We start from the raw sequence: 26,039 nt of genomic DNA on the forward strand, positions 1-26,039 counted from the left end.
AGTTTCACTTTATTAAAAAACGTCTCAAAGAACAATGTAGTTCTTTGAGACGTTTTCTTTAAACTCAAATTTTCAAGATTAAATAACTGTATCAAAGCCATCTGATTTAGGTGGAGAAGCTGTTTTTTTCATAAGTACTTCCCATAAGTGTACGGATTTCTTCCATTCTACCGTAGCCTGCCCCTGTTGATACATAGCGTTCTCATAACTGGCAGTAAGTTGTTGCATATCGGTCGAGTTGTAAAGTGTATCGATATGGAGAGCGTATTCTCGGAATGTTTGACTTTCACCCCGTGGTATGCCAATTCTCGCAAATTGTTTTAAAAGTGCACCGTAAGCTTTTTGATAAACAGCATCATCTTTTCGGTATTTATAGAAATGAATAATAAGAAATGTCATCCATTTCATTCTAGTGGTGAAGAGAATGTATCCTATAATACTAATTAGTATCGTAGAGAGGAATACGTACCACCAAGAAAAACTAGTTTTAGAATTTGTGACCTTTTTAGTAGAAGCTTCTTCTGTATTTTCAATTAAACTTTTAAGTTTTGCTTCATTATTTCGTTGTTGTATTTGCTCGTTATTAGAATTATTTGCTTCGCTATTTTGTGAAATAGGAGCAGGCGTATTATTTATAAAATTATAGGGATTAGTAAATCCTTTTGTCGGTTCGAATGGAATCCATCCGTATTCTGGGAAATATACTTCGACCCAAGAGTGTGCGTTATCGTTCGTGATTGTATAAACATCCTCACCTTCTGCAGAGGCAAGTGTATTGTCAAGAGTTCCTTCTGTATAGCCTTTCACCCAGCGAGCTGGAATCCCGGCAGAACGAAGTAGTACAATCATAGACGTCGAAAAATTATTACAGTAGCCGCTTTTTGTATCGAAAAGGAATTGATCTACATAATCTTGGCTTTTGGCAGGGAATGAGACATTCGTTGATTCGTATGTAAAAGAGTTGTCTGTGAAGTAATTTTCAATAGCTAATACTTTATCATATCGGTTGTCTTTATCATTTGTAAGATTGATAGCCAAGTCTTTTACGCGCTGTGGTAATGACTCGGGAAGTTGTGTGTACTTTGTCATAAAATAAGGATTTGTTTCTTGACCTTCATTTGTTTTTACAGCTTGCAAGTTTTTTATGGAAAACTCAGGGATCTCATATGTTAATTTATACGAATGTAAAGTAGTAGAAGAGTCTCCATTCATTGTATAAATTTTTTCTGAAAACGGGTCAACACTGTATGATACATCAGAAGAAGCTTCAACTGTTACTAATCCTGCTGGATAGGTAAGGTGAGGGTAACTTTTTTGCATGGTAATTGTTGCCTCAGTAGTTTCTGTTTTTGTGTTTTGTTCGTACCAGCTTACGACGTCGTTTTTATTTTTAAAAGAAACCTTTTTCGGATTTTCAGAAACCTCCCAGCCTTTTCCGGTATAAAAATCTTTGGTTTCGACTCTCCAATATTGTTTGTTTTGCGTTCGTGCTGTGAAAACAATTGTAGGATCCGCCTTAAAAGGACCACCTAATCGTGAGTCATCTAAACCATACCCAATTGTAGAAACTTTTTTTTCTTTACTTGCTTCAGATGTGTTGAATTTTAAAAAATCCATTGGGTTTGGCCATTGAGGGCCAAATTTTGGAGAAAAGTATGCGATGGTTGCTAATAATACAATAAATATTGTAAGTGGTCTAAGTAATTTTGAGATTTCCCTAGCATAATTTTGTAAGTGTTCACGTTCTTTTATTCGTTCTACTTGAAGAAGACTAAGCATAAAAAAGCCGATGACAACAGTACGAATAATAGCGTAGTTTGCATTGTATAAATGTAAGTTATGAAAAGTTGCGATATAAATAATAGTCAATACAAGAAATAGAAACCCACGTTTTTTATGAATAATCCAAAATGAAGTAAAAGAACTCAAAAACCAAAATGAGAGAAAAAATAAAACCGTCGGAAAAACTGGAGAAATATCTAGTAAATTCCCTTGGAAAAACAGGGAGGAATTTCGAAACATATCAGAAAAGAATGCTGTTAGCCAAGATGGATTTATAAAAGCATTTTTATAATATAGGGAATGAATGATAAATAGGACTGTGACAATTTTTATTGGAATCTGCCACCTCGTTTGAAAAAAAGAGAGAGCGAAGCAAATTCCTATAAATGTTACGAAAATATCTAATCTACCTACATTTGTAATACCTATAAGAGGTCTTAGCCATTCTAGTAAAAGAAGAAATACACATGCATGCATAAAGAATCTGTTCGTATCCCACTTGTATTTTGTTTGTAATGTTATCATTTGCTCACCTCAAAAAACACGTTTGTATACCGGTTTTCATAAACCGTGTTTACAAATATTTGTCGTTTTTTTAGAGTTTCTATTATACTGATTTCTCGGTGTGAAAGTTGATTCGCTTTTTCTTTCACGACAAAAACCATACATTTTCTATTTCTTATAGCAGCACAATCAGCCGCCTTTTGAATATCGGGAGAAAGATTACTGGTCACGAGTATAACCGTGACGGGCTCATAAATTTTTCTTAGTTCCATGTCTACACTCTGGGAGAGCGGGAATACACTGTCTGCTTGCACTTTTGCTAAATGACAAAGGATTTGTTGTAACTGCGTATCTCCATTGTCTAAAGGGAAAATAGTTTGTTCTTTTCCGATAGACACGAATGATGCTGGTAAATTTTGTTTCAAGACAGTCCTTACGATAGAGGCAGTAAATGTGACGACTGATTCGAATAGAGGAGACTCGGTTCTGTCTATGAATATCATGACATTATGGCTGCGCTGTTGTTCAAACTCTTTTGTCATAATAGTGTTTGTTCGTGCAGTTGCTTTCCAATCAATCCATGAAAAGCGATCACCAGGTTTATAGTCTCTGACACCGACAGAGATTGTAGAGTCTTTTGCTGAATTTATATTTGCTGAAAGCGCTCCTTGTTCGAAATGATTTTCCAATTGTCGATATGCTATATCTACATACTGGGGATAGACTAAAAATGTATCTGGAACTGAAAAAGTTACTTCTTTCTCTATCATGCCGAATAAATCGCCAGTTTTTACACGAACGCTTGAAAAAGTGTGCTCGCCTCTAGAGATTGTGTCAATAACATATTGAAACGAAATATTTCGTTTCAATCCTGGGAAGAGTACTACCTTATTCATCTTTGTTTGTTTACAACTTATAAATTGTGGTGGCAGTTCATCTTCTATAACTAAATAAAGTAAGGGAAAAGGAAATTTTCTTTTTATTGTAATCGTGCTTATAAATTGTTCTCCTACTACATATCCATTTTGGTTTGTTATTCGTCTTACTTCAGCGTCCCGTAAAGCGTAAAAGGGGAGTAGTAGTGAATAAAGAGCAATGGGAATTGTGCTGTAAAACAAAAACCAACTTACAAACCCTCCTTGAAACATAGCGTACACAAATGTTAAGACTAGACATAAAGGGAGTAGCAATAACTTCGTAACGTGATATAGCGCTCGCAGTATTCGTTTCATCAAGGGTTCATCGTCCTTTGAGTCGGCACAGTAGTTCGTGCAACGATTTTTGCGATAAATTGTTCTCCAGTTATTCCTTCAAATTTTGCTTCCATTTTTAAAATGAGTCTATGTGCTAAAACGTAAGGAGCTAAAAATTTAACATCGTCTGGAATAACATAATTTCTGCCATGGATAAATGCATAAGCTTGTGAAGCTTTCATTAAAGCAATTGAGCCACGTGGACTTGCACCTAGCTGTATAGAACTGTACGTACGAGTCTGATTAACAAGTTTTACAATGTAATGCTTAATTGCTTTGTCCATACTTACTACCCGTACGCTTTGTTGTAAATAAATTAATTCTTCTATTGTAGTAATGGTCTGTAATTGAGAGAGTGGATTTGTTTTTTCCATCCGGTTTAAAATTTCAAATTCTTCTTCTGGTGTAGGATATCCCATTTTTAGTTTCAATAAGAAACGATCGAGCTGAGCTTCTGGTAGAGAATATGTTCCTTCATATTCGACCGGATTTTGTGTAGCCATGACAAAGAACGGCTTTGGTAAAGGCCTTGTAATGCCATCGATTGTAATATTGCCTTCTTCCATACATTCAAGTAAAGCAGATTGTGTCTTTGGAGATGTACGATTAATTTCATCAGCAAGTACAAAATTCCCCATAATTGGTCCAGGCTTGAACTCAAATTGGAGCTCTTTCGGATTATAAATAGAAACTCCTGTTACATCTGACGGCAATAAATCAGGTGTAAATTGAATTCGCTTATAATCAGCATCAATGGATTTAGAAAGAGCACGTACTAGCATTGTTTTCCCGACACCAGGAACATCTTCTAATAGCACATGACCGTCAGCTAAGAGAGCTGTCAAAGCTAAGATCGTTTCTTTTCGTTTTCCGACCATTATTTTTTCAATATTATTGATTATTTTTTCTACAGTGGGATGTAATGAATCAAGCTGGGGCATCGTAATCCTCCTAATGTTATTATCGTTTTCTAATCTATTTAGTGGACATATTTCTAATTCTATTTGTAGATAGTAAAACTTTTACCTTAAATTCTGAGAATATTCAGATTATTTATTTCGATTACATCTAGTATAATTGTTTCCGTAACTAAGGGCAATACAGTAAATAATGATTTGTAGTTTTATGTAAAATCAGACTCGATATAAAATAATAACATTGGGAAAAAATTTTTTACATACAATTTATACTCTTTTCCTTATGGCAGTTTTGAAATAATATCAAAACTCTTTTTCTTTTGCAAAATAGTCGATACCTCAAAATACCATTCTCCTAATAATTAAGATTAACCATAATCTTCACAACGGAACACAAGACTTTCTCACAAACTTATTTTCTACTGAATTTTTGACAATCTCTTGAACTGTGCGAAATGTCACATCTGTATTTTACAACCTCTCTTATAGTAAGGGTATGTAAGAGAGACGTATTAAAGGAGTGAACAGTATGAAGAAAAAAACTTCAGCACTAATGAGACGTTTAAAATATTTTTCACCAATAGATCGTTATAACGATAATCATACACAAGAAACATATGAAGATCGCGAATGGGAAAATGTGTACAGAAAGCGTTGGCAGCATGATAAAGTAATTCGTTCTACACACGGCGTGAACTGTACTGGTTCATGTAGCTGGAATATATATGTGAAAGATGGAATTGTGACGTGGGAAGGGCAGGAGCTTAACTATCCAACGACAGGTCCTGATATGCCAGATTTTGAACCGCGAGGATGCCCACGTGGAGCAAGTTTTTCTTGGTACATTTATAGTCCACTTCGTGTGAAATATCCGTATGTACGTGGTGTTCTTTGGAGTATGTGGCAAGATGAACTACAAAATAACGAGTCACCACTAGATGCTTGGAAAAGTATTGTGGAAAACCCTGAAAAAGCACGTAAGTATAAGCAGGCGCGTGGTAAAGGTGGATTTATTCGTGCGAATTGGGATGAAGTATTACAACTCGTTTCAGCTTCTCTACTTTATACAGTAATTAAATACGGGCCAGATCGAAATGTTGGCTTTTCACCAATTCCAGCTATGTCGATGTTAAGTCATGCTGCTGGTAGTCGTTTTATGCAACTTATGGGTGGGCCGATGCTTAGTTTCTATGATTGGTACGCAGATTTACCACCAGCTTCTCCGCAAATTTGGGGCGATCAAACAGATGTACCAGAAAGTAGTGACTGGTATAACTCTGGTTACATTATGACATGGGGTTCAAATGTACCGATGACGAGAACACCAGATGCTCACTTTTTAGCAGAGGTTCGATATAAAGGAACGAAAGTCGTTTCTGTCAGTCCTGACTTCGCTGAATCTACAAAGTTTGCGGATGATTGGATTAGTGTGAAACAAGGTACAGATGGTGCACTTGCGATGGCAATGGGGCATGTGATCTTACAAGAATTTTACGTAGATAATCAAGTGGAATATTTCACAAAGTATGCGAAGCAATATACTGATTTTCCTTTCTTTGTCACATTGAAACAAAAAGGAGATCAATTCGTTGCTGATCGTTTCTTAAACGCTGCTGATATTGGACGCGAAACGAAGTTAGGAGAATGGAAACCTGTTCTTTGGAACGAGAACACGAATGATTTTGCAACACCTCAAGGCACAATGGGCTCACGTTGGGATAACGAAAAGAAATGGAACTTGCGTTTAGAAGATGAAGAAACAGGTGAAAAGATTGATCCACGTCTTTCTTTACTTGGAATGGAAGAAACGATTGGAACGGTACAAATTCCGTACTTCTCTGATGATGGAAACAAAGTATTAGAACGTACAATTCCAGTGAAAAAGGTTATGACAGAAGAAGGCGAAGTGTTCGTTACAACTGTATACGACTTAACGTTAGCAAATTACGGGGTGAACCGAGGGTTTGGCGGACAAGAGCCGAAAGACTTCAATGATGATGTACCGTTTACACCTGCATGGCAAGAGAAAATGACAGGAGTGAAACGAGAACTAATTATTCAAATCGCTCGTGAGTTCGCACAAAATGCCGCTGATACAAATGGTCGCTCGATGATTATTGTTGGAGCTGGTATTAACCATTGGTTTAATTCTGATACGATTTATCGCGCAGTTTTAAATCTTGTTCTTCTAGTTGGGGCACAAGGAGTAAACGGCGGGGGATGGGCGCATTATGTTGGTCAAGAAAAGTTACGACCTGCAGAAGGATGGCAAACAATCGCGATGGCAAAAGATTGGCAAGGGCCACCAAAATTACAAAATGGTACGTCTTTCTTCTATTTCGTAACAGATCAATGGCGCTATGAAGATACACCTGTTGGACATTTAGCATCACCAATTGAAGGTAACTCACGTTATCAACATCACGGTGATTACAATGTATTAGCAGCACGACTCGGCTGGTTACCTTCTTATCCAACATTCGAGAAAAATGGAATTGAATTATATAAAGAAGCTGTTGCTGCTGGTGCAACAACGCAAGAAGAAATCGGAAAATATGTTGCACAAAAATTAAAAGAAAAAGAACTGAAATTTGCGATTGAAGATCCTGATAATAAAAACAACTTCCCGCGCAACTTATTCGTGTGGCGTGCGAATTTAATTTCAAGTTCTGGTAAAGGGCATGAATATTTCTTAAAACATTTATTAGGTACAACAAACGGATTAATGAATGACGATAGTGATTCATTACGACCAGAAGAAATTAAGTGGCATGAAGAAGCACCAGAAGGGAAGCTTGATTTACTCATTAATTTAGATTTCCGTATGGCTGGAACAGCGCTGTATTCTGATATCGTCTTACCTGCTTCAACTTGGTACGAAAAACATGATTTAAGTAGTACAGATATGCATCCATTTGTGCATCCATTTAATCCAGCAATCGGTTCACCGTGGGAAGCACGCTCTGACTGGGATATTTTCACTTCACTCTCTAAAGCTGTGTCAGATTTAGCGAAGAAAATAGATCTTGAACCAATGAAAGAAGTTGTTGCAACACCACTTCTTCATGATACACCGCAAGAATTAGCGCAACCACTTGGCAAGATTAAAGATTGGAGTAAAGGTGAATGTGAACCAATCCCGGGTAAAACGATGCCACAAATTCATGTTGTTGAAAGGGATTATAAAACGATTTATGACAAAATGACAGCACTTGGACCAAATGCCGGAAAACAACCGATTGGTACGAAAGGGATCTCTTGGTCAGCAGAAAAAGAGTATGAGCAATTAAAGAGCAAATTAGGAGTTGTTCGAACGGATACTATTGCGAAAGGTTGCCCAGACATAAAAGAAGCAATCAATGCTGCTGAAGCGGTATTAACGCTTTCTTCTACAACAAACGGTCATATGGCAGTAAAAGCATGGGAAGCACTTGAAAAACAAACAGATCTAAAATTACGTGATTTAGCAGAAGAACGTGAAGAAGAATGCTTTACATTCGAACAAATTACAGCACAACCGAAAACAGTAATTACTTCTCCGGCCTTTACAGGTTCAGAAAAAGGTGGACGACGTTACTCACCGTTTACAACAAATGTGGAACGTCTTATTCCTTGGAGAACGATAACTGGTCGACAATCTTTCTACTTAGACCATGACATGATGAAAGAATTTGGTGAAACGATGGCAACATTTAAACCAATTCTGCAACATAAACCGTTCCGTAAGTCACGCCCTGAAGTAGAAGGGAAAGAGATTACACTAAACTATTTAACACCGCATAATAAGTGGTCGATTCATAGTATGTATTTCGATTCATTACCGATGTTAACGCTGTTTAGAGGTGGTCCAACTGTTTGGATGAATAAAGAGGACGCTGCAGAAGCTGGCGTTGCTGATAATGATTGGATCGAGTGCTTTAACCGTAACGGTGTTGTCGTAGCGCGTGCTGTTGTAACGCACCGTATACCGAGGGGAATGGCATTTATGCACCATGCGCAAGATCGCCACATTAACGTGCCTGGTACGAAATTAACAAGCACCCGTGGGGGAACGCATAATAGTCCAACCCGTATTCATGTTAAACCAACACATATGATTGGTGGATATGGCCAATTAAGCTATGGATTTAACTATTATGGTCCGACTGGGAACCAGCGTGATTTAAATGTTGTAATCCGTAAACTGAAGGAGGTAGATTGGCTTGAAGATTAAAGCGCAAGTCGGAATGGTAATGAACCTAGATAAATGCATCGGCTGTCATACTTGTAGCGTAACGTGCAAAAACACCTGGACAAATCGTCCAGGTGCGGAATATATGTACTTCAATAACGTAGAAACGAAGCCTGGAATTGGTTATCCGAAACAATGGGAAGATCAGGAGAAATATAAAGGCGGATGGGAATTGAAAAATGGTGAAATTCAGCTGAAATCTGGTTCGAAAATGAAACGTCTTATGAACATTTTCCACAATCCAGATCAACCAACAATTGATGATTACTTTGAACCTTGGAATTATGATTATGAAACATTAACAAATAGCCCGCAGCGTAAGCATCAACCAGTTGCTCGTCCGAAATCAGCAATTACAGGCGAATTTATCGACAAAATTGAATGGGGTCCGAACTGGGAAGATGATTTAGCTGGTGGACATATAACAGGATTACAAGATCCGAACGTAAAGAAAATGGAAGAAGAAATTAAAACAGATTTTGAAAACGTCTTTATGATGTATTTACCACGCATATGTGAACATTGTATGAATCCGTCTTGCGTATCATCTTGTCCATCTGGTGCGATGTATAAACGTGAAGAAGACGGCATTGTTCTTGTAGATCAAAATGCATGTCGTGCTTGGAGGTTCTGCGTATCATCTTGTCCATATAAAAAAGTGTATTTTAACTGGCAAACGAATAAAGCTGAAAAATGTACAATGTGTTTCCCACGTATTGAGGCTGGTATGCCAACAATTTGTTCAGAAACATGTGTGGGACGTATCAGGTATATTGGGGTAATGCTATATGACGCTGACAAAGTAAAAGAAGCAGCTTCTGTTGAAGACGAAAAAGATTTATATGAATCTCAGCTTACTGTTTTCCTAGATCCAAATGATCCAGAAGTAGCAGCTGAAGCGAAAAAACAAGGCATTCCTGAAGAATGGATTAAAGCAGCACAAGAGTCACCAATCTATAAAATGATTATCGATTGGAAAATTGCTCTGCCTCTTCATCCAGAGTACCGTACAATGCCGATGGTTTGGTATATTCCGCCGCTTAGCCCAATTATGAATATGGTGGAAGGGAAAGGCAGTAACTGGCAAGCAGAAGAGATTTTCCCTGTTATCGATAATATGCGTATTCCAATTCAATATTTAGCGAATTTACTCACTGCAGGAGATGAATCACACATTCGTCTTACATTGAAGAAAATGGCTGTTATGCGAACGCATATGAGAGCGCTGCAAATTAATAAAGAGCCAAATGAAGCTGTATTAAAAGAACTTGGTTTAACGAAACAGGATGTAGAAGATATGTATCGTCTTCTTGCTATTGCGAAATATAAAGATCGCTTCGTCATTCCGGGCACTCACCGTGAACAAGTGGCAGATTTATATAGCGAACAAGGAAGCTGTGGTTTAGCATTCGCAGGTGGTCCAGGCTCTTGTATGACAATTTCTTAAATAAAGGGGGCAGAAAATGATGAAACAAAGTTTACAAACTGCTTTTTCTTGTTCTTCTTTTCTTCTCTCCTATCCTGAACTAGGGTGGAGAGAAGCTGTAACTGAATTGCAAGAAGAGATTGAAACGATAGAAAAGGAAGAAGTTAAAGCATCACTTACAGCCTTTATAAAGCAAGCGCTACATAAAACGAATGATCAACTCATTGATAGTTACGTATATACATTCGATTTTGGTAAGAAAACAAATATGTATCTTACTTATATGAACACTGGTGAACAAAGAGAAAGAGGTATTGAATTATTAGAGTTAAAGCAGCATTATAAAAAATCTGGTTTTGAAGTAACGGATAAAGAACTACCTGATTATTTACCACTTTTTCTTGAGTTTTTTGCAAATGCAAATGAGCAAGACAGTGAACCAATTATGAATAAATACAAGGAGAATATACAAGCATTACACGTTCAGTTAAAAGAAGCAGGTAGTATGTATGAACCAATTCTTGCGGCTGTTCTACTCGCTATCGAAGCATGGGATGTACAGACAAATTAGAAAGGAGAGTTGTTAAAATGATGAATCAATTTCTATGGGTATTGTTTCCCTATATCATTTTTGCAATCTTTATCGGTGGACATATTTTTAGATACAACTATGATCAATTTGGATGGACATCAAAATCTAGTGAACTATTAGAAAAGAAAATGCTCCGAATCGGAAGTCTATTATTCCACTTTGGGATTATGTTCGTAATTGGCGGTCATGTTATGGGGATATTAATTCCAGAAGCTGTATACCGTTCGATAGGTATTTCTGAGCATACGTATCACATAATGGCAATTAGTTTCGGGCTTCCGGCAGGTGTTGCTTCTATCATCGGTTTAATTATATTAACGTACCGCCGCGTAACTGTAAAACGTATCATTGCAACGAGTACAAAGGGAGATTATATTGCGCTTATTTTATTACTTATCGTAATGTTAGCAGGACTTTCTTCAACATTTTTAAATATCGATTCAAAAGGATTTGATTATCGTACAACAATTGGCCCTTGGTTCCGAAGTCTCTTTATTTTCCAACCGAAAGTTGAATATATGACGGAAGTACCAGTATGGTTTAAAATTCATATTCTTGCAGGGATGGGTTTATTCGCAGTGTGGCCATTTACAAGACTAGTACATGTATTTAGTGCCCCAATTAAATATGTAAGCCGTAGTTATGTAATTTACAGAAGACGTATTCCTAATGAGTTGAAAAAATAATACTGCTGTAAACAGATAGGAGTTAGCAGCTAAAACGAAACGAGGTCTAATATGGAAGGCCTCGTTTTTGTTTATATAGGTAATAGCCGTTAATAAGTAGTTTAAATTGAAAAAAGATTAGCATCTAAATAAGATGCTAATCAATGCTACAAACAGAAGCAGAGCAATCTTCACAAGCAATTTCACATTTTAAAAATTGTAAATCGTGGATTGTAATCTTTCCTTTATGAATCGAAATTGTACCTTGCTTTTTTAATTCATTTAACATTCGATTTACACTTTCACGTGAAGTTGCACAGAAATTAGCAAGTTCTTGATTTGTTAATGGTAAATCGATGAGAATCCCATTTTCTTTTAATACACCGTAACTATTTGTCATTCGTATAAGAGTAGAGTACAGGGCACCTTTTTTGCCGTGTAATACTAAATCTCGGAACTTCGTTTGCATTCTTCTTAAATGTTCACTAATCCATTTCATAAATTCAAATACAAGTGCTGGTTTTTGGAGTAATGCTTTTTCTAACGCTTCACGCTTTATAACTCCTACTTCAACATCTTCAAGGCATTTTGAATTTAATAAGTATTTCGCATTGTCCGTGAATAATGTTAGTTCTCCAATAATGTCATATTCCGAACAAATTCGGAGTGTCAATTCTTGTCCGTCAGCACTTAATTTACTAATTTGTACTTTTCCTGAGTGGATGATATAGAGCTCTGTTGCCTCCATACCTTCTTGAAAAATAAAACTACCTTTTTTAATTTGCATTTTATATTCAACAGATGCAAGTAATTCTTTTAAATCTTGAGATAATGTCATACTGTTTGCCACAGTGATCACCTTTCTTCTTATAAGCAATACATTTCCTATTTTGAGTGTAAGTATGATGAAAATGCAAGAGCTATTTTAAAAATAAATTGAAATTTCAATGACCGTAAGGGGAAGAAATCTTCAGTTTTTAGTTTGAAAAATTCAATAGACAAAGTGGATGAGATTAAAGATGTGAACAAAATTCGAACGGATTTGTGAAGAATTTTTGAATGGGGAAAGTAATGTGAGAAAAGTCACATTGAATATGTAGCTTCTTTTTTATAATGAAGGCAAATAAAAAAATTGAAAGCTTACTAAGGATTGCAGCAGAAAAGAAGGGATATAGATGCATGAGAACATGAAAGATTCTTTAGAACGGCCACTTCAAGATTTACGTATTTCAGTTATTGATCGTTGTAATTTTAGGTGTACATACTGTATGCCTGCTGAAGTGTTCGGACCTGATTACGCTTTTTTAAAGGAAGAGCTTTTATTAACGTTCGATGAAATAGAAAGATTAGCGAGATTATTTATAAGTATGGGAGTCAATAAAATTAGGCTTACTGGCGGTGAACCTTTATTGCGTAAAGACTTACCGACGTTAATTGCAAGACTTGCAAAGCTAGAAGGCTTAAAAGATATTGGACTCACAACAAACGGTATTCATTTAGCAAAACAAGCAAAGGCGTTAAAAGAAGCGGGATTAAAACGTGTAAATATTAGTTTGGATGCGATAGAGGATTATGTCTTCAAAAAAATTAATGGACGAAATGTAAGCACAAAACCTGTATTAAAAGGAATTGAAAAAGCGAAGAACGCAGGGTTAGAAGTAAAGGTAAATATGGTCGTAAAAAAAGGAATGAATGATAGTCAAACTCTTCATATGGCTCGTTACTTTAAAGAACAAGAAATTCAGCTCCGTTTTATAGAGTTTATGGATGTGGGCAGTACAAACGGCTGGAACTTTGAACAAGTTATTACGAAGGAACAATTAATAGAGAAGATTAATCGTGTATATCCGATTGAGCCTGTTAAACCTCGTTACTTTGGAGAGGTTGCGAAAATGTATCGATATGTAGGGAGCGATGCAGAAGTTGGATTTATTAATTCTGTTTCTGAATCATTTTGTTCTTCTTGTACGAGAGCCCGTATTTCGGCAGACGGTAAGTTTTTTACATGTTTATTTGGAACAAAAGGAACGGATTTGCGAACGCTTCTTCGAGAAAATATTTCTGACGCCTCATTATTAAAAATTTTACAACATACATGGCGATATAGAACAGATCGATATTCAGATGAAAGAACGGTTGAAAGTACAAGTAAACGTCCAAAAGTTGAAATGTCTTACATTGGTGGATAGTGAAAGGCGGAGTTCTTATGCAAGAGCGTTATGCAAGACAAGTATTGTTTTCTAGAATTGGTGAAATGGGACAAAGAAAAATAAGAGAAAAGCATGTGCTCCTAATCGGTGCGGGTGCACTAGGAGCTGCAAATGCAGAAGCTCTTGTTAGAATGGGAATTGGGAAATTGACAATTGCTGACCGTGACTACGTCGAATGGAGTAATTTACAACGGCAACAATTATATACAGAAGAAGATGCACAGCAGTGCAAACCGAAAGCAATTGCAGCGGCAGAGCATTTAAGAAAGATTAATTCTGAAGTGGAAATTGTATCAGTTGTATCGGATGTCACACTGCAAGAAATGAAAGAGTTAACAAAAGAAGTGGATCTCATATTAGATGCGACTGACAATTTTGATACGCGCCTACTTATAAATGACATTTCACAAAAAGAAAATATACCTTGGATATACGGTGGATGTATTGGAAGTTACGGTGTAACGTATACAATTCTTCCAGGGAAAACACCATGTTTTCGCTGCTTAATGGATCATCCTATGGGCAGTGCAACATGCGATACAGCAGGAATCATTCAACCGGCTGTACAAATGGTCGTTGCTCATCAAGTAACAGAGGCGATGAAAATATTGGTGGATGATTTCGAGGCGCTAAGAGGAACAATGTTATCATTTGATATTTGGAACAATCAATATCTCTCATTAAAAGTAAATAGACAGAAGAAAAATACATGTCCATCTTGTGGAAATACACGCACGTACCCAAGTTTAACATTTGAAGCACAGATGAAAATGGAAGTGCTATGCGGACGGAATACGGTTCAAATCCGTTCAGGGGTAAAACGTGTTCTTCATTTAGAGGAAGTTCAAAAACGATTACAAAAAAGTGTACTTGTCCAAAAAACGCCTTACTTACTATCATTTCTAATTGATGAATATCGTTTCGTTTTATTTACAGACGGTAGGGCATTTATTCATGGAACAAATGATGTGAAAATAGCAAAACGATTATACGCAAAATATATAGGATGAACAGAAAGAGAGTTGTCCCTTATTAAAACGAGGTGAAAAAGAATGTTAGAAAAACGTATACCAATTCCAGTGGCAGAAGCAGTTGCACGTGTAATGGAATATGCTTACCAAGGTGAAATAGAAAAGGTTTCTCTTATAGAAAGCTACGGTAGAACACTTGGAGAAGATGTTATTGCAGATCATGATGTCCCGCATTTCAATCGTTCTCCATACGACGGATTTGCGATTCGAGCAGAAGACACAAAAGAAGCAAGTAGCAGTAATCCCATTCTGTTTGAAGTGATTGGTGAAATTGGAGCAGGTTTTGTTTTTACAGAAGATGTGAAAGCATTTCAAGCTGTCCGTATTATGACAGGTGCGGCAATTCCTGCGGGGTGTAATGCAGTAGTTATGTTAGAGCTAACGGAAGGATTTGAAGAAAACGAAAAGACTTATATGAAATTGAAACGCTCCTTTGTTGCTGGGGATAACATTTCTTTTAAAGGAGAAGATGTAAAACAAAATAGCATTCTGGTGAAAAAAGGGACTGTTATTAATCCTGGAGTTGCAGCACTTCTTGCTACGTTTGGTTATAGTACGGTATATGTTGTAAAACAGCCAGTCATTGGAATTGTAACGACAGGAAGTGAACTGCTCGAAGTACATGAACAATTAAAGCCAGGGAAGATTCGAAATAGTAACTCTTATATGGTAGCTGCTCAAATTGAACGAGCAGGTGGAATTGTACAGTATTATGGGCAATTCGCTGACAATTTTGAGACGTGTTATAACACTGTAAAAAAAGCGATAAAAGAAGTTGATATATTAATTACAACTGGTGGCGTTTCAGTAGGAGACTATGATTATTTACCGGCTATTTATGAGAGATTACAAGCTAATGTACTTTTTAACAAAATAGCGATGCGACCAGGAAGTGTGACAACTGTAGCTGAGTTAGAGGGAAAACTATTATTTGGTCTATCTGGTAATCCTTCTGCTTGTTATGTCGGATGTGAATTGTATGTTCGACCTGTCATTGGAACATACTTGCATAGGAAAGATCCGCACATATATCGTGCAGAGGCAATTTTACAGAAAGACATTTCGAAAGCAAATCCGTTTACTCGTTTTGTAAGAGGGAGAGTAGAAATTGTAGATGGGCAATTGCAAGTTACACCAGTCGGTTTAGATAAATCTAGCGCAATTTCTTCAATTGCAGAAGCGAATGCATTTATCGTTCTGCCGAGAGGAACGAGAGGATTTGAAACAGGAATAACCGTTTCGGTACTGTTATTAGAATCGAACGTCGGAAGTGAGTGGCCGTGGGAAGAGCCGCTTCGATCATACAAGTAATAGAAAAAGAGATTGCTAACTTATATAAGGATCAGAGGTGCAAGATGACACATACGTATTATGAAGTAATTGATACACCTATTTCAATTGAAGAAGTTACAAACAAAGTAATTCGTCGTGAGTGTGGTGCGGTTACTACTTTTATTGGTACTGTTAGAGAATTTACGAAAGGTCGACGTACACTTTGTTTAGAGTATGTAGCTTATAAGACAATGGCGGAGAACCAGCTTGAGAGAATTGGCACTGAAGTAGGAGAGACGTGGCCGGGGACATATGTCGCTATTACACATCGTATTGGTACATTACAAATTTCTGATCTTGCTGTTGTTGTCGCTGTTTCTACACCACACCGGAAAGCTGCATATGAGGCGAACGAATATATTATGGAGCGTATTAAACAAATTGTTCCAATTTGGAAGAAAGAGTTTTGGGAAGATGGTGAGTCATGGATAGGTGATCAGTTAGAGAAGGTAACATATGCAAATGGTGAGCCTGGAAAGGAGAGGAGTATATGATTGAAGTACTATTATTTGCACATTTACAAGAAGAAGTAAGTAAGCCAGCATTACACATAGATTGTGAAAATATTACAGTTGTGAAGCTGAAGGAAGTTCTGATTAAGGAATATAATGTAGCAATTTCAAACGAGATTATGGTCGCGATAAATGAAGAGTATGCAAATGAGGATGACATCATTCAAGTTGGCGATGTCGTAGCAATGATTCCGCCAGTAAGTGGTGGTTGATTCTTTTCAGCCTAATCATGTTAGGACGTGATTAGGCTGGAGAGAATGAATATAACTATGCATACATAGGAGGGAACAGGATGAAAAGTCCTAATTTTCAATTAAGTTTACAAACTTCTAATCTAGTTATCGGTTTTATGGTATGGGTCATTTTATCATCATTAATGCCTTATATTAAAGCGGATATTTCATTAACTGCGGGACAAATTTCTATGGTAACAGCAGTACCGGTTATTTTAGGTTCTGTTCTTCGCATTCCAATTGGTTATTGGACAAATCGTTTCGGAGCAAGAAAATTATTCTTTATTAGTTTTATTTTATTATTATTTCCTGTCTTTTATATTAGTGTTGCCAATTCTATGATGGATTTAATTATTGGTGGATTATTTGTCGGAATCGGTGGTGCTGTATTCTCTGTAGGGGTAACTTCTTTACCAAAATACTTTCCGAAAGAGAGTCACGGTTTTGTAAATGGTATTTACGGTGTAGGTAATGCCGGAACAGCCATTACTTCATTTTTAGCCCCTGTTATCGCAACTTCAGTTGGCTGGAGAGCGACAGTACAATGTTATTTGGTTTTACTTGCAGCATTTGCACTTATGAATTTTTTATTAGGCGATCGTAAAGAGAAAAAGGTGAATACACCATTAATGGAACAAATAAAAGGTGTATATAAAAATGAAAAACTTTGGTTTTTATGTATCTTTTACTTTTTAACATTCGGATCATTTGTCGCATTTACCGTATACTTACCAAACTTTTTAGTATCTCACTTCGGATTAGAGAAAGTAGATGCAGGTATGCGGACAGCTGGATTCATCGTACTCGCAACAATTATGCGCCCAATTGGTGGTTGGCTCGGTGATAAGTTTAATCCATTTAAAATATTAATCTTTGTATTTATCGGTTTAACACTTTCAGGTATTATTTTATCATTTATGCCTAGCATGAACGTGTATACATTTGGTTGCCTACTAGTCGCATTTTGTGCAGGTATAGGTAATGGTACAATCTTTAAACTCGTTCCAATGTATTTCTCAGAACAAGCTGGTATTGTAAATGGTCTCGTATCAGCTTTAGGTGGACTAGGAGGATTCTTCCCACCGCTAATTTTAACATTACTATTCCAATTAACAGGTCATTATGCAATTGGATTTATGGCGTTATCAGAAGTCGCACTTGCTTGTTTAATTATTACAGTGTGGATGTATAGCCAAGAGAAATTGTTAGTGATGTTAAAGAATCATTAATAAGGAAAAAGAACCGTCCCAAAGTATATTGGGATGGTTTTTTTAGTAATAGGCTTCAACATGTTTTTATTGCTATCTCAACAAACGCTCGTTTTCTAAAAGAATGTGTTTTTAAAATGAAAAACAGAAGGTTTATGGAATTTTATTTTAAAATATAGAAGTCAAAAGTTATTCAATTAAAGGGTAGATTAGTGAAGGAAATCTTAAATCTATTCTAAAGATCGAACTCATTTTTAGAATGCAAATATTTAATTGAATCGGGATGTTTAGATGAAAAAAATATAAGTCCACTCAAGATAAACAAGTATCAGGTATGTTAGGTGTTTTAAGCGACAAGTATGGAATTGATGTAAGTATTCTTCGCATAGTAACTGCAGTATCAGATTTCTCTAGGGCCAGATTTTTTGGTAAGGCTAATGGATATTGTGAAAAAGAATACTTAAAATAAAAAATACCGTTTAGGTTGATAAGATAAAATTATGAATTTGTATAAACAATCCATAATTTTCTTTATGAGTTATATTTGATATGTTAAAGAAAAGAGAGGGGAGGGAAATGAAATAAGAATTTTTGATGAGCATTTTCATATTATTGATTTCAGTTTTCTGATTATTAAGAACTGAGGGTGTTTTCCGATGAATTAAATGTGGTCCATATTTAGTAAAGAGTTTCATCCAACTATAATATATTTGGAATGAGGTTTTACATGTTTGTTTTTATTATATTAGACGTGATATTACCAATATTAATATTGATGCTAATTGGTGCAATCTTACAAAGAAAGTTTCAATTTAACTTAAAGCAGCTATCTACACTTATTACTTATTGCTTGATGCCAGCGGCTGTATTTGTGAATATATATGATATTCGTATAGAAACAGGTTTGTTGCTCCAGATAATATACTATTTAATGCTTTATAGTCTGAGTCTGATCATAGTAAGTCATTTCATTTCAAAAATATTAAAGTTAGAAAAAGGAGAAAGTGCAGCTCTAAAAAATAGCATTTCGTTAATGAATTCCGGTAATTATGGGTTACCAGTAAGTCAATTGATTTTCAGTAACAATCCAGTGGGGGTTTCCATTCAAATTTTTATTGTTATTTTCCAGAATCTTTTAACTTATTCATATGGGATATATAACTTACTATCAGCAACAAAAACAATCGGAGGTATTATTCAATCATTTCTAAGACTGCCTGTATTTCATGCACTCGTATTAGGGGTTTTCTTTCAATCTTTTACAATTCAAATACCTAATTCTATCTTTATTCCTCTTAATCAGCTTGCGAATGGTTTTGTTGCAATAGCACTCATATTGCTAGGGGCACAATTATCCAACATTAAGCTTAATTTTTTCCATCGAGTCATAACATGGGCTTTAATTGGAAGGTTACTGATGGGACCATTATTAGCACTTGCTATGATATATCTACTAAACATGGATGGTATTGTTGCACAATCATTATTTATTGCAAGTTCTTTTCCTACTTCAAGAAATACATCAACCATTGCTATGGAGTATCAAATAGAACCTGAATTACATGCACAAATCGTTTTATTTTCAACACTTTTCAGCATTATTACAGTAACTGTCGTTATTTATTTGTCATATATTTTGTTTTGAATGTACGTGCAAAAACGAATAGATTTGAGGCGGTAAATGATGGACGGAAATCCCATCGATATGAGAAGAAAACAGTCTTAAATATATTGAGTGTCGTTTACAATTGTACTATGTCTGATAATCAAGTGGCTTAATTCAAAAAAAAGGAAACTCGTTACGGGTTATTTCGTATGTAAATCTTTAAAGCATCTACATATAGATTTGCGAAAAAAGACACAATCTCGCTTATAATTGACGTTACATGAGCTTAGGTTGATAGTGATGGGGGAGCGTCAAGTAAGAATTTTATCTTTATTGATTCCATGTAGTTTTTCCGTATTATTGTAAATAAGGGGGATGATTCCAAGTTGAGTAAACAAAATATCAGCACAACAGTTTCAGGAGATGTAATTGTTACCCATCTAGTTGGTAATATAAAAACAGATGATGTGTATGAATGGTTTAATGGTTTCGAGCAGGTTTGTCAGCAATTCATTTCCGAAGGGCGGAAATATAAATTGTTGGTGGATAGAAAAGGATACACGCCAAATCATTTTTCTGTTCAAAAAGTATGGAAAGAGAAGTTTTTCAATGAAACCATTTTGAATCACAGTAAGGCAATTGCATTTCTCCTTGAAGAGGGGGAGATAATGGATTATTTACAACAATCTAATACGAAAGAATCTGTGAGATTTTTTGATGAGTATGAATATGCGCTAATTTGGTTGAATGAATATCCAATATAAAACCTGTATTGAAGCAGTTGCTCTCAAGCAACTGTTTTTTATGTCCGTAATTGTTGCCGTTATTTTTCTTCACAGATTCTTGTCCAATTGCTTGTCTGAGCCTAAAAAACGAAACTAAAGCAAAAAGAACAAACGCCTCTAAAAACGTTTGTTCAAAGTTAATTACTATTTTAGCTGAGTGATAGATTACAATTTGCGAGTATGAGAAAGTTTTTTTATAAGTTTAGGAAGTATAGATGTTAATTCTTGCTTCATGCGCTTCGTAAACGATGGGTCCTTACCTGAAGTTGAAATAGTGACAACATATTTATCATTTCGAATGACACCAGGTGTGTGAAAAGATGATGCTGTACTACCACTTACAACGTTAACCCACTGGAAATCATGAGCGGCCTGTTTGACCATCATATTTACAGCATGTTGATTTGTAGCTGCATAAATAAGATGAGCATCTTTAATATCATCATTACTAAAAGTTTTTTGCTTCCAAGTAATATAAGAAAGTTCCTTCATTTCCTCGCAAATTTCTGGGCTGACAACAGTGACGAAAGCACCTGTATTTTTTAATCCAGACGCTTTTCGATATGCAATTTTACCTCCACCAATGATAACGACCACTTTATTTTGTAGATTAAACATAAGAGGGTACATGTTATACATATATGCATTCCTCCATTCGTTCTAATAATGTTAACTTCATGTATGTATCAAACTGAAGACAGTTACAAGTCGTAACGTGATCATATTTTTTTGTATGCAATTTAATTTTTTGAAGTAATAATCCGGTAAAGAGAAGATACGGCATGACATATACATGGGACGCAGTCGATGTTATAGCCTTGAGCTCAGCAGCAAAAGAGGGAGTTCCTTTCGTTAAAAAGGAACAGGATACTGGCATACCAAGTTTTCGTTCGACAGCTGCTCTGATTTGTTGTAATTCATGTATCGGTTGTGGATCACTACTGCCTCGTCCTACGAGTAAAATACTACTATTTTGCATTGACATAGCTTCACGTATTCTTTTCACTACAAGTTCCACCATATGTGGATGTGTACTAAAAGGAGGTACAACTGAAAATGTTATTTGTGGATATTTCTTTTGTAGTTGCTCTATTTCAAAAGGAATATCACGTTTATAGTGAGCTGCTGCAAATAATAAAACAGGTACAATCATTATTTCAGTTACTCCCTCTATTATCGTTTCTGTAACTGCATCCGAAATAGTAGGTGTCGTTAGTTCTAGAAAAGCTATTTTTTGAATTCTTTCGTTTCGCTCTTTCATAACAGATTGAATAAATTGAATGAATTGTTCATTACCTTCTTGTAGCCGGCTCCCATGTCCAACATATACAATTCCTTTCATTGTCTCACCATGTCTTTCTTCATAAGAGTTTCTTGTAATTGATGATCTACGCTATGAAACCCAACTTTATTTGCATAGTGTAAAGTTGGAACGTCGGTATACGAGAATGGGAGAGCAAGAATATTGATAAAGCCAAGGCGTTTTATTTCTGCTAGAAACGTATCAATAGAAGCACGACCTTCAAATACAATGCTATCCCATGAGAATTCAGAAAGAATACGTGAATGAATTTCATCGAAGCGATGATCAATTGTGTACTCATGAGTCATCATATAGGAACCAGCACCAATTTTTTCTTGAATAACAGCAATTCGGTTAATGTTTCGTCCTAAATAAATCGTTGAATTCGAAGAAAATTGCGCAGGTTTACTGAACAATCCATATTGCATGAGCTTTTCTTGAATAGAAAGGTTCATATACTGAAGTTCTGCCTGTAAGGAACGAATATCTTTATGATATTTACTGCATGATTGCATTAAGATGTCTACACTGTCAGCGGAACAAAATACAAGACGATCAACGTTAAAAATCTTATTGATTTGTTCAGAGGTTAATGTGTATTCTTTCTTTTTGAAAGTTGGAATTTGATATATTTCTGCACCGGACTCTTGTAACATTTGCTTTATTGCGCTTTTTTTATTTGTTGCAGATGTAAATAAAACTTTCTTGCTGTGCAATGGCTTGCGTTCTTTCCAAGAGATTTGATTACGTAAGGAAACGACATCACCAACAATTGTCATAGAAGGATTAGAAATATTTTTGTTTTTGACAATAGAAACAATGGTAGACAGTGTCCCTGTGACAACGCGCTGTTTACCAGTTGTACCCCATTCAATGACTGCTACTGGCGTATCTTCTTTTTTTCCTGCTTGTAGTAAGTTTTCACAAATTGTAGGTAAGTTTTTTATACCCATGTAGTAGGCAATCGTGTCGCTATTGTAAGATGAATTATATTTTCCATGATTGCTTAAAGGACCTTTTGCATGTCCGGTTAATAAAGTGACACTATTACTGTAGTCACGGTGGGTGAGGGGAATACCTGCATAGATACTAGCGGCGATGCTAGATGTAATACCTGGTACAATTTCATATGGAATATTTGCTGATGCTAAAGTTTCTGCTTCTTCACCAACACGGCCAAAAATAGATGGATCTCCGCCTTTTAAGCGGACTACGATTTTTCCTTCTTTCGCAAATTGAAGGAGGTGTGAGTTAATCATTTCTTGACGCATAGTATGATTCTTTGGCATTTTTCCGCAATAAATAAGTTCACATGTTTCTTTTGTATAATTAAGAAAGGAAGGGTTTAATAAGCGGTCATATAAGACGATATCTGCACGATTTAAGCACTCTATCGCTTTTTTTGTAATAAGCCCTTCATCACCTGGTCCTGCACCAACTAAATATACATATCCGTTCATATTCGCACCTCGTCTATTTTTATTTAAAAGGAAGCCAGGGGAGGCTTCCTTTTGTAAATTACATGTATATATAAATATCTCCGTCAATAACTTCTACTTCATACGTTTGAATACAACCGTCATCAGGTTTTTGAACTTCACCTGTTAGTAGTGAAATTTTCCAATCATGTAGTGGACAAAAGACGAATTCTCCAGATACGATACCTTCCGCTAATGGCCCGTTTTTATGAGGACAACGATTTTCTACAGCTCGAATATCGCCATTTGAAAGGCGGAATAGGGCGAAAGACATACCTTTCATTTGCACCTCTTTACCGATTTGAATAGGAAGGTCTTCTGCACGCATAACTTTTATTTTTTCTTTCGTTTGTATCATATAGGTCACAGCTCCTTATTTCACAGTTTCTACTTCATACATCGCTTTTAATGATTTCGTTTCTAGTGCTTGTCCCCATGCTTCTTTATATGTGCCACGAGCTTTTTGGAAACGTTCATTTAACGTAGTAACCATATTTGCATCTTGCAGTATTTCTTTTATGTGATCGAAGCCTAAACGTTCTGTCCAGTAGGCAGTACGCTCTCCGTAAATACCAGTTTCACGATAATATTGCATGTAAGCTGTAGCGATGCGAAGGACATCATCTTCAGTAGGGACAATCATTACAAAATCAGCTTCACGTACTTCAGTACCACCATTTCCGCCAATATAAAGTTGATATCCATTTTCGACACAAACAACGCCAAAATCTTTCGTCAGTACTTCCGCACAGTTACGCGGACAACCAGTTACACCCATTTTCATTTTATGAGGTGTATCTACCATTTCTAATGATTGTTCAAGCAACATACCAAGTCCTAATGAATCTTTCGTACCGAAACGGCAAAAACGAGAGCCAACACATGATTTTACATTACGAAGAGATTTTGAATACGCATATCCAGAAGTCATATTTAAGTCAGCCCATACGTTAGGTAAATCTTGTTTCTTGACACCGTATAAGCCAATTCGGCTTGCACCGGTAATTTTCACAAGTGGAACATCATACTTCTTCGCAACTTCAGCAATTTTCATTAAATCATCTGCTGTTGTAACGCCTCCGTACATACGTGGAATAACAGAGAATGTACCATCGTGTTGGATGTTACCATTCATTCTTTCATTAACGAAACGGGACGATTTATCATCTTCATATTCTTCTGGAATCGCCATACGTAAATAGTAGTTTAAAGCAGGGCGGCATTTCGAACAGCCGTCTTCATGTGCAAAACCAAGAACATTTCGTACTTCTTTTGGAGATTTTAAGCCTTTCTCGTGAATGGCCGCTACGACTTCATCACGGGATAAAGGTGTACATCCACACATACCGGCAGATTGCGCTGAGGCATCAAAAGCATCTCCAAGTGTATGAGATAAAACTTGTTCCACAAGCGGACGACATTTACCACAAGACCCTGCGGCTTTCGTACAGCCTTTAACTTCTTCAAAAGTCGTTAACTCTTGTTCTAAAATGGCGTGAACGATTGTACCTTTCGTAACACCATTACATCCGCAAATCGTGTCATCAGCACTCATAGTAGCAACGTCAAGTTCACTCTCTTCACCAGCTTTGTGAAGAATGGAAGCTGGTGTATATTCTTGTATATCTTCTTCTTTCTTTAACATGCTAAAGAGGCGTGTACCGTCAGCTGTGTCACCATATAAAACGATACCGACGACTTTATTATCACGAATTAATACTTTTTTATAGGAACGTTTACATTCATCAAAGATGGATATTGCTTTCGTTTGATCATCTTCATAAATTTGACCAGCAGAGAATAAATCACAACCAGCAACTTTTAATTGCGTACCGACGATACTGCCCGAATATCCATCAGTTTGTAAATTTGTTATATGTTTTGCTAATATCGCACCTTGTTCATAAAGAGGAGCAACAAGTCCATATGCGATACCGTCATGCTCTGCACATTCTCCAACTGCATAAATGGACTCATCATTTGTTAGCATATAGTCATTGACTACAATACCGCGATTTACAATTAAACCAGCATCTTTTGCTATTTGCGTATTTGGGCGTATTCCGACAGCCATTACGACTAAATCACAATCTACAACTTCACCATCTTCAAATTGAATGCCCTCAACATGGTCTGTACCAAGAATTTTTACAGTTTTCTTTTCCATTAGAAATTTCATGCCTTGCGCTTCCAAATCTTTGCGTAATAGAGAAGCTGCTTTCGTATCTAGTTGCTGCTCCATTAAGTTTGGCATTAAATGAACAACATGTACGTCCATCCCTAAGTCAATAAGACCTCTTGCGGCTTCTAAACCAAGTAACCCACCACCAATAACAACGGCCTTTTTCTTTTCTTTAGCGGTGTCTATCATAAATTGTGTATCTTCAATTGTTCGAAATCCTGTTACACCAGGAAGAGTAGAACCTTCAACAGGTAAAATAAAAGCACTAGAACCTGTTGCGATAATGAGTTTGTCATATGTAAGAGTACGATTTTTTTCTGTGATAATGATTTTTGCTTCTCGGTTAATACTTTGAACTCTTTCGTTTGTATATAAAGTTATCTCATTCTCTTCGTACCAACTATATTCATTCATAATGATATCTTGCATATTTGTTTTGCCTTGTAAAACGTGAGAGAGCATAATACGGTTGTAGTTTGGATGCGGTTCATCTCCCAAAATAGTAATCTCATATGAATCACTATTATGTTTTAATATTTCTTCTATACAGCGTATGCCAGCCATACCATTTCCGATCATAACTAAACGTTTTTTCATTTTCGTTTCCCCTTTTTCTGTGAAATGTTGAACAAAGGATTATATTTCTATTATAGAAAATCCAAAAAAGGGGAGATGTGATATTTGTCACATTTTTATAATGATTCACAAATTGTTAAAATTCGGATTTATTCGAGAGGGATGTGTATATTTTTTACCAAATGAAAAAACAGGACATAAGTATGTATACTC

21 protein-coding genes are annotated in these 26,039 nt (G+C 36.2%); 12 read left to right on the forward strand and 9 right to left on the reverse strand.

Annotated elements, in window-relative coordinates; translation table 11 throughout:
* Positions 1 to 78 precede the first annotated feature (78 nt).
* From N2V79_RS10485 to N2V79_RS10495, 3 genes are read right to left on the reverse strand one after another with little or no spacing between them, the layout of a single operon-like run.
* Positions 79 to 2,307, reverse strand: coding sequence for a transglutaminase TgpA family protein (locus tag N2V79_RS10485; RefSeq protein ID WP_075717270.1), 2,229 nt, complete (start codon positions 2,305 to 2,307; stop codon positions 79 to 81).
* Complete coding sequence (locus tag N2V79_RS10490; protein WP_069355480.1) at positions 2,304 to 3,518, reverse strand: DUF58 domain-containing protein; 1,215 nt, start codon at positions 3,516 to 3,518, stop codon at positions 2,304 to 2,306. The genes N2V79_RS10485 and N2V79_RS10490 overlap by 4 nt, the downstream gene beginning before the upstream one ends.
* On the reverse strand, positions 3,518 to 4,480 hold the full coding sequence (locus tag N2V79_RS10495; protein ID WP_025117808.1) for an AAA family ATPase: 963 nt from the start codon (positions 4,478 to 4,480) through the stop codon (positions 3,518 to 3,520). Before N2V79_RS10495 ends, N2V79_RS10490 begins: the two co-directional genes overlap by 1 nt.
* Before the next feature lie 505 nt (positions 4,481 to 4,985).
* Between N2V79_RS10495 and N2V79_RS10500 the strand changes: the two genes are divergently transcribed.
* The 4 genes from N2V79_RS10500 to narI are packed head-to-tail and all read left to right on the forward strand — an operon-like array spanning position 4,986 to position 11,391.
* Positions 4,986 to 8,669, forward strand: a complete 3,684-nt coding sequence (locus N2V79_RS10500; protein ID WP_000730786.1) for a nitrate reductase subunit alpha — start codon at positions 4,986 to 4,988, stop codon at positions 8,667 to 8,669.
* Entirely contained in the window at positions 8,659 to 10,134 is a 1,476-nt protein-coding gene (gene narH, locus N2V79_RS10505) for a nitrate reductase subunit beta (protein WP_340719835.1), read from the forward strand. Before N2V79_RS10500 ends, narH begins: the two co-directional genes overlap by 11 nt.
* Positions 10,135 to 10,153: 19 nt before the next feature.
* On the forward strand, positions 10,154 to 10,684 hold the full coding sequence (gene narJ / locus N2V79_RS10510) for a nitrate reductase molybdenum cofactor assembly chaperone (protein WP_063220184.1): 531 nt from the start codon (positions 10,154 to 10,156) through the stop codon (positions 10,682 to 10,684).
* A gap of 17 nt (positions 10,685 to 10,701) precedes the next feature.
* Positions 10,702 to 11,391, forward strand: a complete 690-nt coding sequence (narI, locus tag N2V79_RS10515) for a respiratory nitrate reductase subunit gamma (RefSeq protein ID WP_000981851.1) — start codon at positions 10,702 to 10,704, stop codon at positions 11,389 to 11,391.
* A gap of 136 nt (positions 11,392 to 11,527) precedes the next feature.
* On the opposite strand, the gene N2V79_RS10520 is transcribed toward narI, so the two are convergent.
* Positions 11,528 to 12,220 carry a Crp/Fnr family transcriptional regulator gene (locus tag N2V79_RS10520; RefSeq protein WP_000013866.1) on the reverse strand — a complete coding sequence of 231 codons (693 nt, stop codon included), beginning with the start codon at positions 12,218 to 12,220 and terminating at the stop codon, positions 11,528 to 11,530.
* 325 nt (positions 12,221 to 12,545) lie between these two features.
* Here N2V79_RS10520 and moaA point away from each other — a divergent pair, with 325 nt between their 5' ends.
* The 8 genes from moaA to N2V79_RS10565 all read left to right on the forward strand — a co-directional run bounded on the left by moaA (position 12,546) and on the right by N2V79_RS10565 (position 20,266).
* Positions 12,546 to 13,559 carry a GTP 3',8-cyclase MoaA gene (gene moaA, locus N2V79_RS10525; protein WP_340719836.1) on the forward strand — a complete coding sequence of 338 codons (1,014 nt, stop codon included), beginning with the start codon at positions 12,546 to 12,548 and terminating at the stop codon, positions 13,557 to 13,559.
* A 17-nt stretch (positions 13,560 to 13,576) separates the two neighbouring features.
* A complete protein-coding gene (locus N2V79_RS10530; protein ID WP_078401110.1) occupies positions 13,577 to 14,590 on the forward strand; it encodes a molybdopterin-synthase adenylyltransferase MoeB in 1,014 nt (337 codons plus the stop codon).
* Between the two features lie 42 nt (positions 14,591 to 14,632).
* Positions 14,633 to 15,922: a molybdopterin molybdotransferase MoeA gene (locus tag N2V79_RS10535; RefSeq protein ID WP_197234085.1), complete on the forward strand. Its 1,290-nt coding sequence runs from the start codon at positions 14,633 to 14,635 to the stop codon at positions 15,920 to 15,922.
* 44 nt (positions 15,923 to 15,966) lie between these two features.
* Entirely contained in the window at positions 15,967 to 16,437 is a 471-nt protein-coding gene (locus N2V79_RS10540) for a molybdenum cofactor biosynthesis protein MoaE (protein ID WP_069355486.1), read from the forward strand.
* Positions 16,434 to 16,667 carry a molybdopterin converting factor subunit 1 gene (gene moaD, locus N2V79_RS10545; protein WP_069355487.1) on the forward strand — a complete coding sequence of 78 codons (234 nt, stop codon included), beginning with the start codon at positions 16,434 to 16,436 and terminating at the stop codon, positions 16,665 to 16,667. Before N2V79_RS10540 ends, moaD begins: the two co-directional genes overlap by 4 nt.
* Before the next feature lie 80 nt (positions 16,668 to 16,747).
* Positions 16,748 to 17,917, forward strand: coding sequence for a nitrate transporter NarK (gene narK / locus N2V79_RS10550; protein ID WP_069355488.1), 1,170 nt, complete (start codon positions 16,748 to 16,750; stop codon positions 17,915 to 17,917).
* Between the two features lie 706 nt (positions 17,918 to 18,623).
* A complete protein-coding gene (locus N2V79_RS10560) occupies positions 18,624 to 19,541 on the forward strand; it encodes an AEC family transporter (protein ID WP_069355489.1) in 918 nt (305 codons plus the stop codon).
* Positions 19,542 to 19,858: 317 nt separating this feature from the next.
* Positions 19,859 to 20,266 carry an STAS/SEC14 domain-containing protein gene (locus N2V79_RS10565; RefSeq protein WP_225988557.1) on the forward strand — a complete coding sequence of 136 codons (408 nt, stop codon included), beginning with the start codon at positions 19,859 to 19,861 and terminating at the stop codon, positions 20,264 to 20,266.
* A gap of 186 nt (positions 20,267 to 20,452) precedes the next feature.
* Here the strand turns inward: N2V79_RS10565 and N2V79_RS10570 are convergent, their stop codons facing one another.
* From N2V79_RS10570 to nirB, 5 genes are read right to left on the reverse strand one after another with little or no spacing between them, the layout of a single operon-like run.
* Positions 20,453 to 20,926 carry a precorrin-2 dehydrogenase gene (locus N2V79_RS10570; protein ID WP_078401106.1) on the reverse strand — a complete coding sequence of 158 codons (474 nt, stop codon included), beginning with the start codon at positions 20,924 to 20,926 and terminating at the stop codon, positions 20,453 to 20,455.
* Positions 20,919 to 21,629 (reverse strand): sirohydrochlorin chelatase, encoded by a 711-nt coding sequence (locus N2V79_RS10575; protein WP_000676477.1) that lies wholly within the window; start codon positions 21,627 to 21,629, stop codon positions 20,919 to 20,921. Before N2V79_RS10575 ends, N2V79_RS10570 begins: the two co-directional genes overlap by 8 nt.
* Positions 21,626 to 23,050 (reverse strand): uroporphyrin-III C-methyltransferase, encoded by a 1,425-nt coding sequence (locus N2V79_RS10580; protein ID WP_340719837.1) that lies wholly within the window; start codon positions 23,048 to 23,050, stop codon positions 21,626 to 21,628. Before N2V79_RS10580 ends, N2V79_RS10575 begins: the two co-directional genes overlap by 4 nt.
* Before the next feature lie 58 nt (positions 23,051 to 23,108).
* Positions 23,109 to 23,426 carry a nitrite reductase small subunit NirD gene (nirD, locus tag N2V79_RS10585; RefSeq protein WP_000616683.1) on the reverse strand — a complete coding sequence of 106 codons (318 nt, stop codon included), beginning with the start codon at positions 23,424 to 23,426 and terminating at the stop codon, positions 23,109 to 23,111.
* 15 nt (positions 23,427 to 23,441) lie between these two features.
* A complete protein-coding gene (gene nirB, locus N2V79_RS10590; RefSeq protein ID WP_106822245.1) occupies positions 23,442 to 25,847 on the reverse strand; it encodes an NADPH-nitrite reductase large subunit in 2,406 nt (801 codons plus the stop codon).
* Positions 25,848 to 26,039 lie beyond the last annotated feature (192 nt).

Origin of the sequence: Bacillus sp. CH_70, assembly GCF_038007045.1 — a bacterium.
GTDB classification, from domain to species: Bacteria; Bacillota; Bacilli; order Bacillales; family Bacillaceae_G; genus Bacillus_A; species Bacillus_A cereus.

Bases quoted from the DNA above. Each gene is read 5' to 3' on its own strand.
- N2V79_RS10485 (WP_075717270.1), bottom strand. From the start codon at position 2,307: ATGATAACATTACAAACAAAATACAAGTGGGATACGAACAGATTCTTT.
- N2V79_RS10490 (WP_069355480.1), bottom strand. From the start codon at position 3,518: ATGAAACGAATACTGCGAGCGCTATATCACGTTACGAAGTTATTGCTA.
- N2V79_RS10495 (WP_025117808.1), bottom strand. From the start codon at position 4,480: ATGCCCCAGCTTGATTCATTACATCCCACTGTAGAAAAAATAATCAAT.
- N2V79_RS10500 (WP_000730786.1), top strand. From the start codon at position 4,986: ATGAAGAAAAAAACTTCAGCACTAATGAGACGTTTAAAATATTTTTCA.
- narJ (WP_063220184.1), top strand. From the start codon at position 10,154: ATGAAACAAAGTTTACAAACTGCTTTTTCTTGTTCTTCTTTTCTTCTC.
- narI (WP_000981851.1), top strand. From the start codon at position 10,702: ATGATGAATCAATTTCTATGGGTATTGTTTCCCTATATCATTTTTGCA.
- moaA (WP_340719836.1), top strand. From the start codon at position 12,546: ATGCATGAGAACATGAAAGATTCTTTAGAACGGCCACTTCAAGATTTA.
- N2V79_RS10530 (WP_078401110.1), top strand. From the start codon at position 13,577: ATGCAAGAGCGTTATGCAAGACAAGTATTGTTTTCTAGAATTGGTGAA.
- N2V79_RS10535 (WP_197234085.1), top strand. From the start codon at position 14,633: ATGTTAGAAAAACGTATACCAATTCCAGTGGCAGAAGCAGTTGCACGT.
- N2V79_RS10540 (WP_069355486.1), top strand. From the start codon at position 15,967: ATGACACATACGTATTATGAAGTAATTGATACACCTATTTCAATTGAA.
- moaD (WP_069355487.1), top strand. From the start codon at position 16,434: ATGATTGAAGTACTATTATTTGCACATTTACAAGAAGAAGTAAGTAAG.
- narK (WP_069355488.1), top strand. From the start codon at position 16,748: ATGAAAAGTCCTAATTTTCAATTAAGTTTACAAACTTCTAATCTAGTT.
- N2V79_RS10560 (WP_069355489.1), top strand. From the start codon at position 18,624: ATGTTTGTTTTTATTATATTAGACGTGATATTACCAATATTAATATTG.
- N2V79_RS10570 (WP_078401106.1), bottom strand. From the start codon at position 20,926: ATGTATAACATGTACCCTCTTATGTTTAATCTACAAAATAAAGTGGTC.
- N2V79_RS10575 (WP_000676477.1), bottom strand. From the start codon at position 21,629: ATGAAAGGAATTGTATATGTTGGACATGGGAGCCGGCTACAAGAAGGT.
- N2V79_RS10580 (WP_340719837.1), bottom strand. From the start codon at position 23,050: ATGAACGGATATGTATATTTAGTTGGTGCAGGACCAGGTGATGAAGGG.
- nirD (WP_000616683.1), bottom strand. From the start codon at position 23,426: ATGATACAAACGAAAGAAAAAATAAAAGTTATGCGTGCAGAAGACCTT.
- nirB (WP_106822245.1), bottom strand. From the start codon at position 25,847: ATGAAAAAACGTTTAGTTATGATCGGAAATGGTATGGCTGGCATACGC.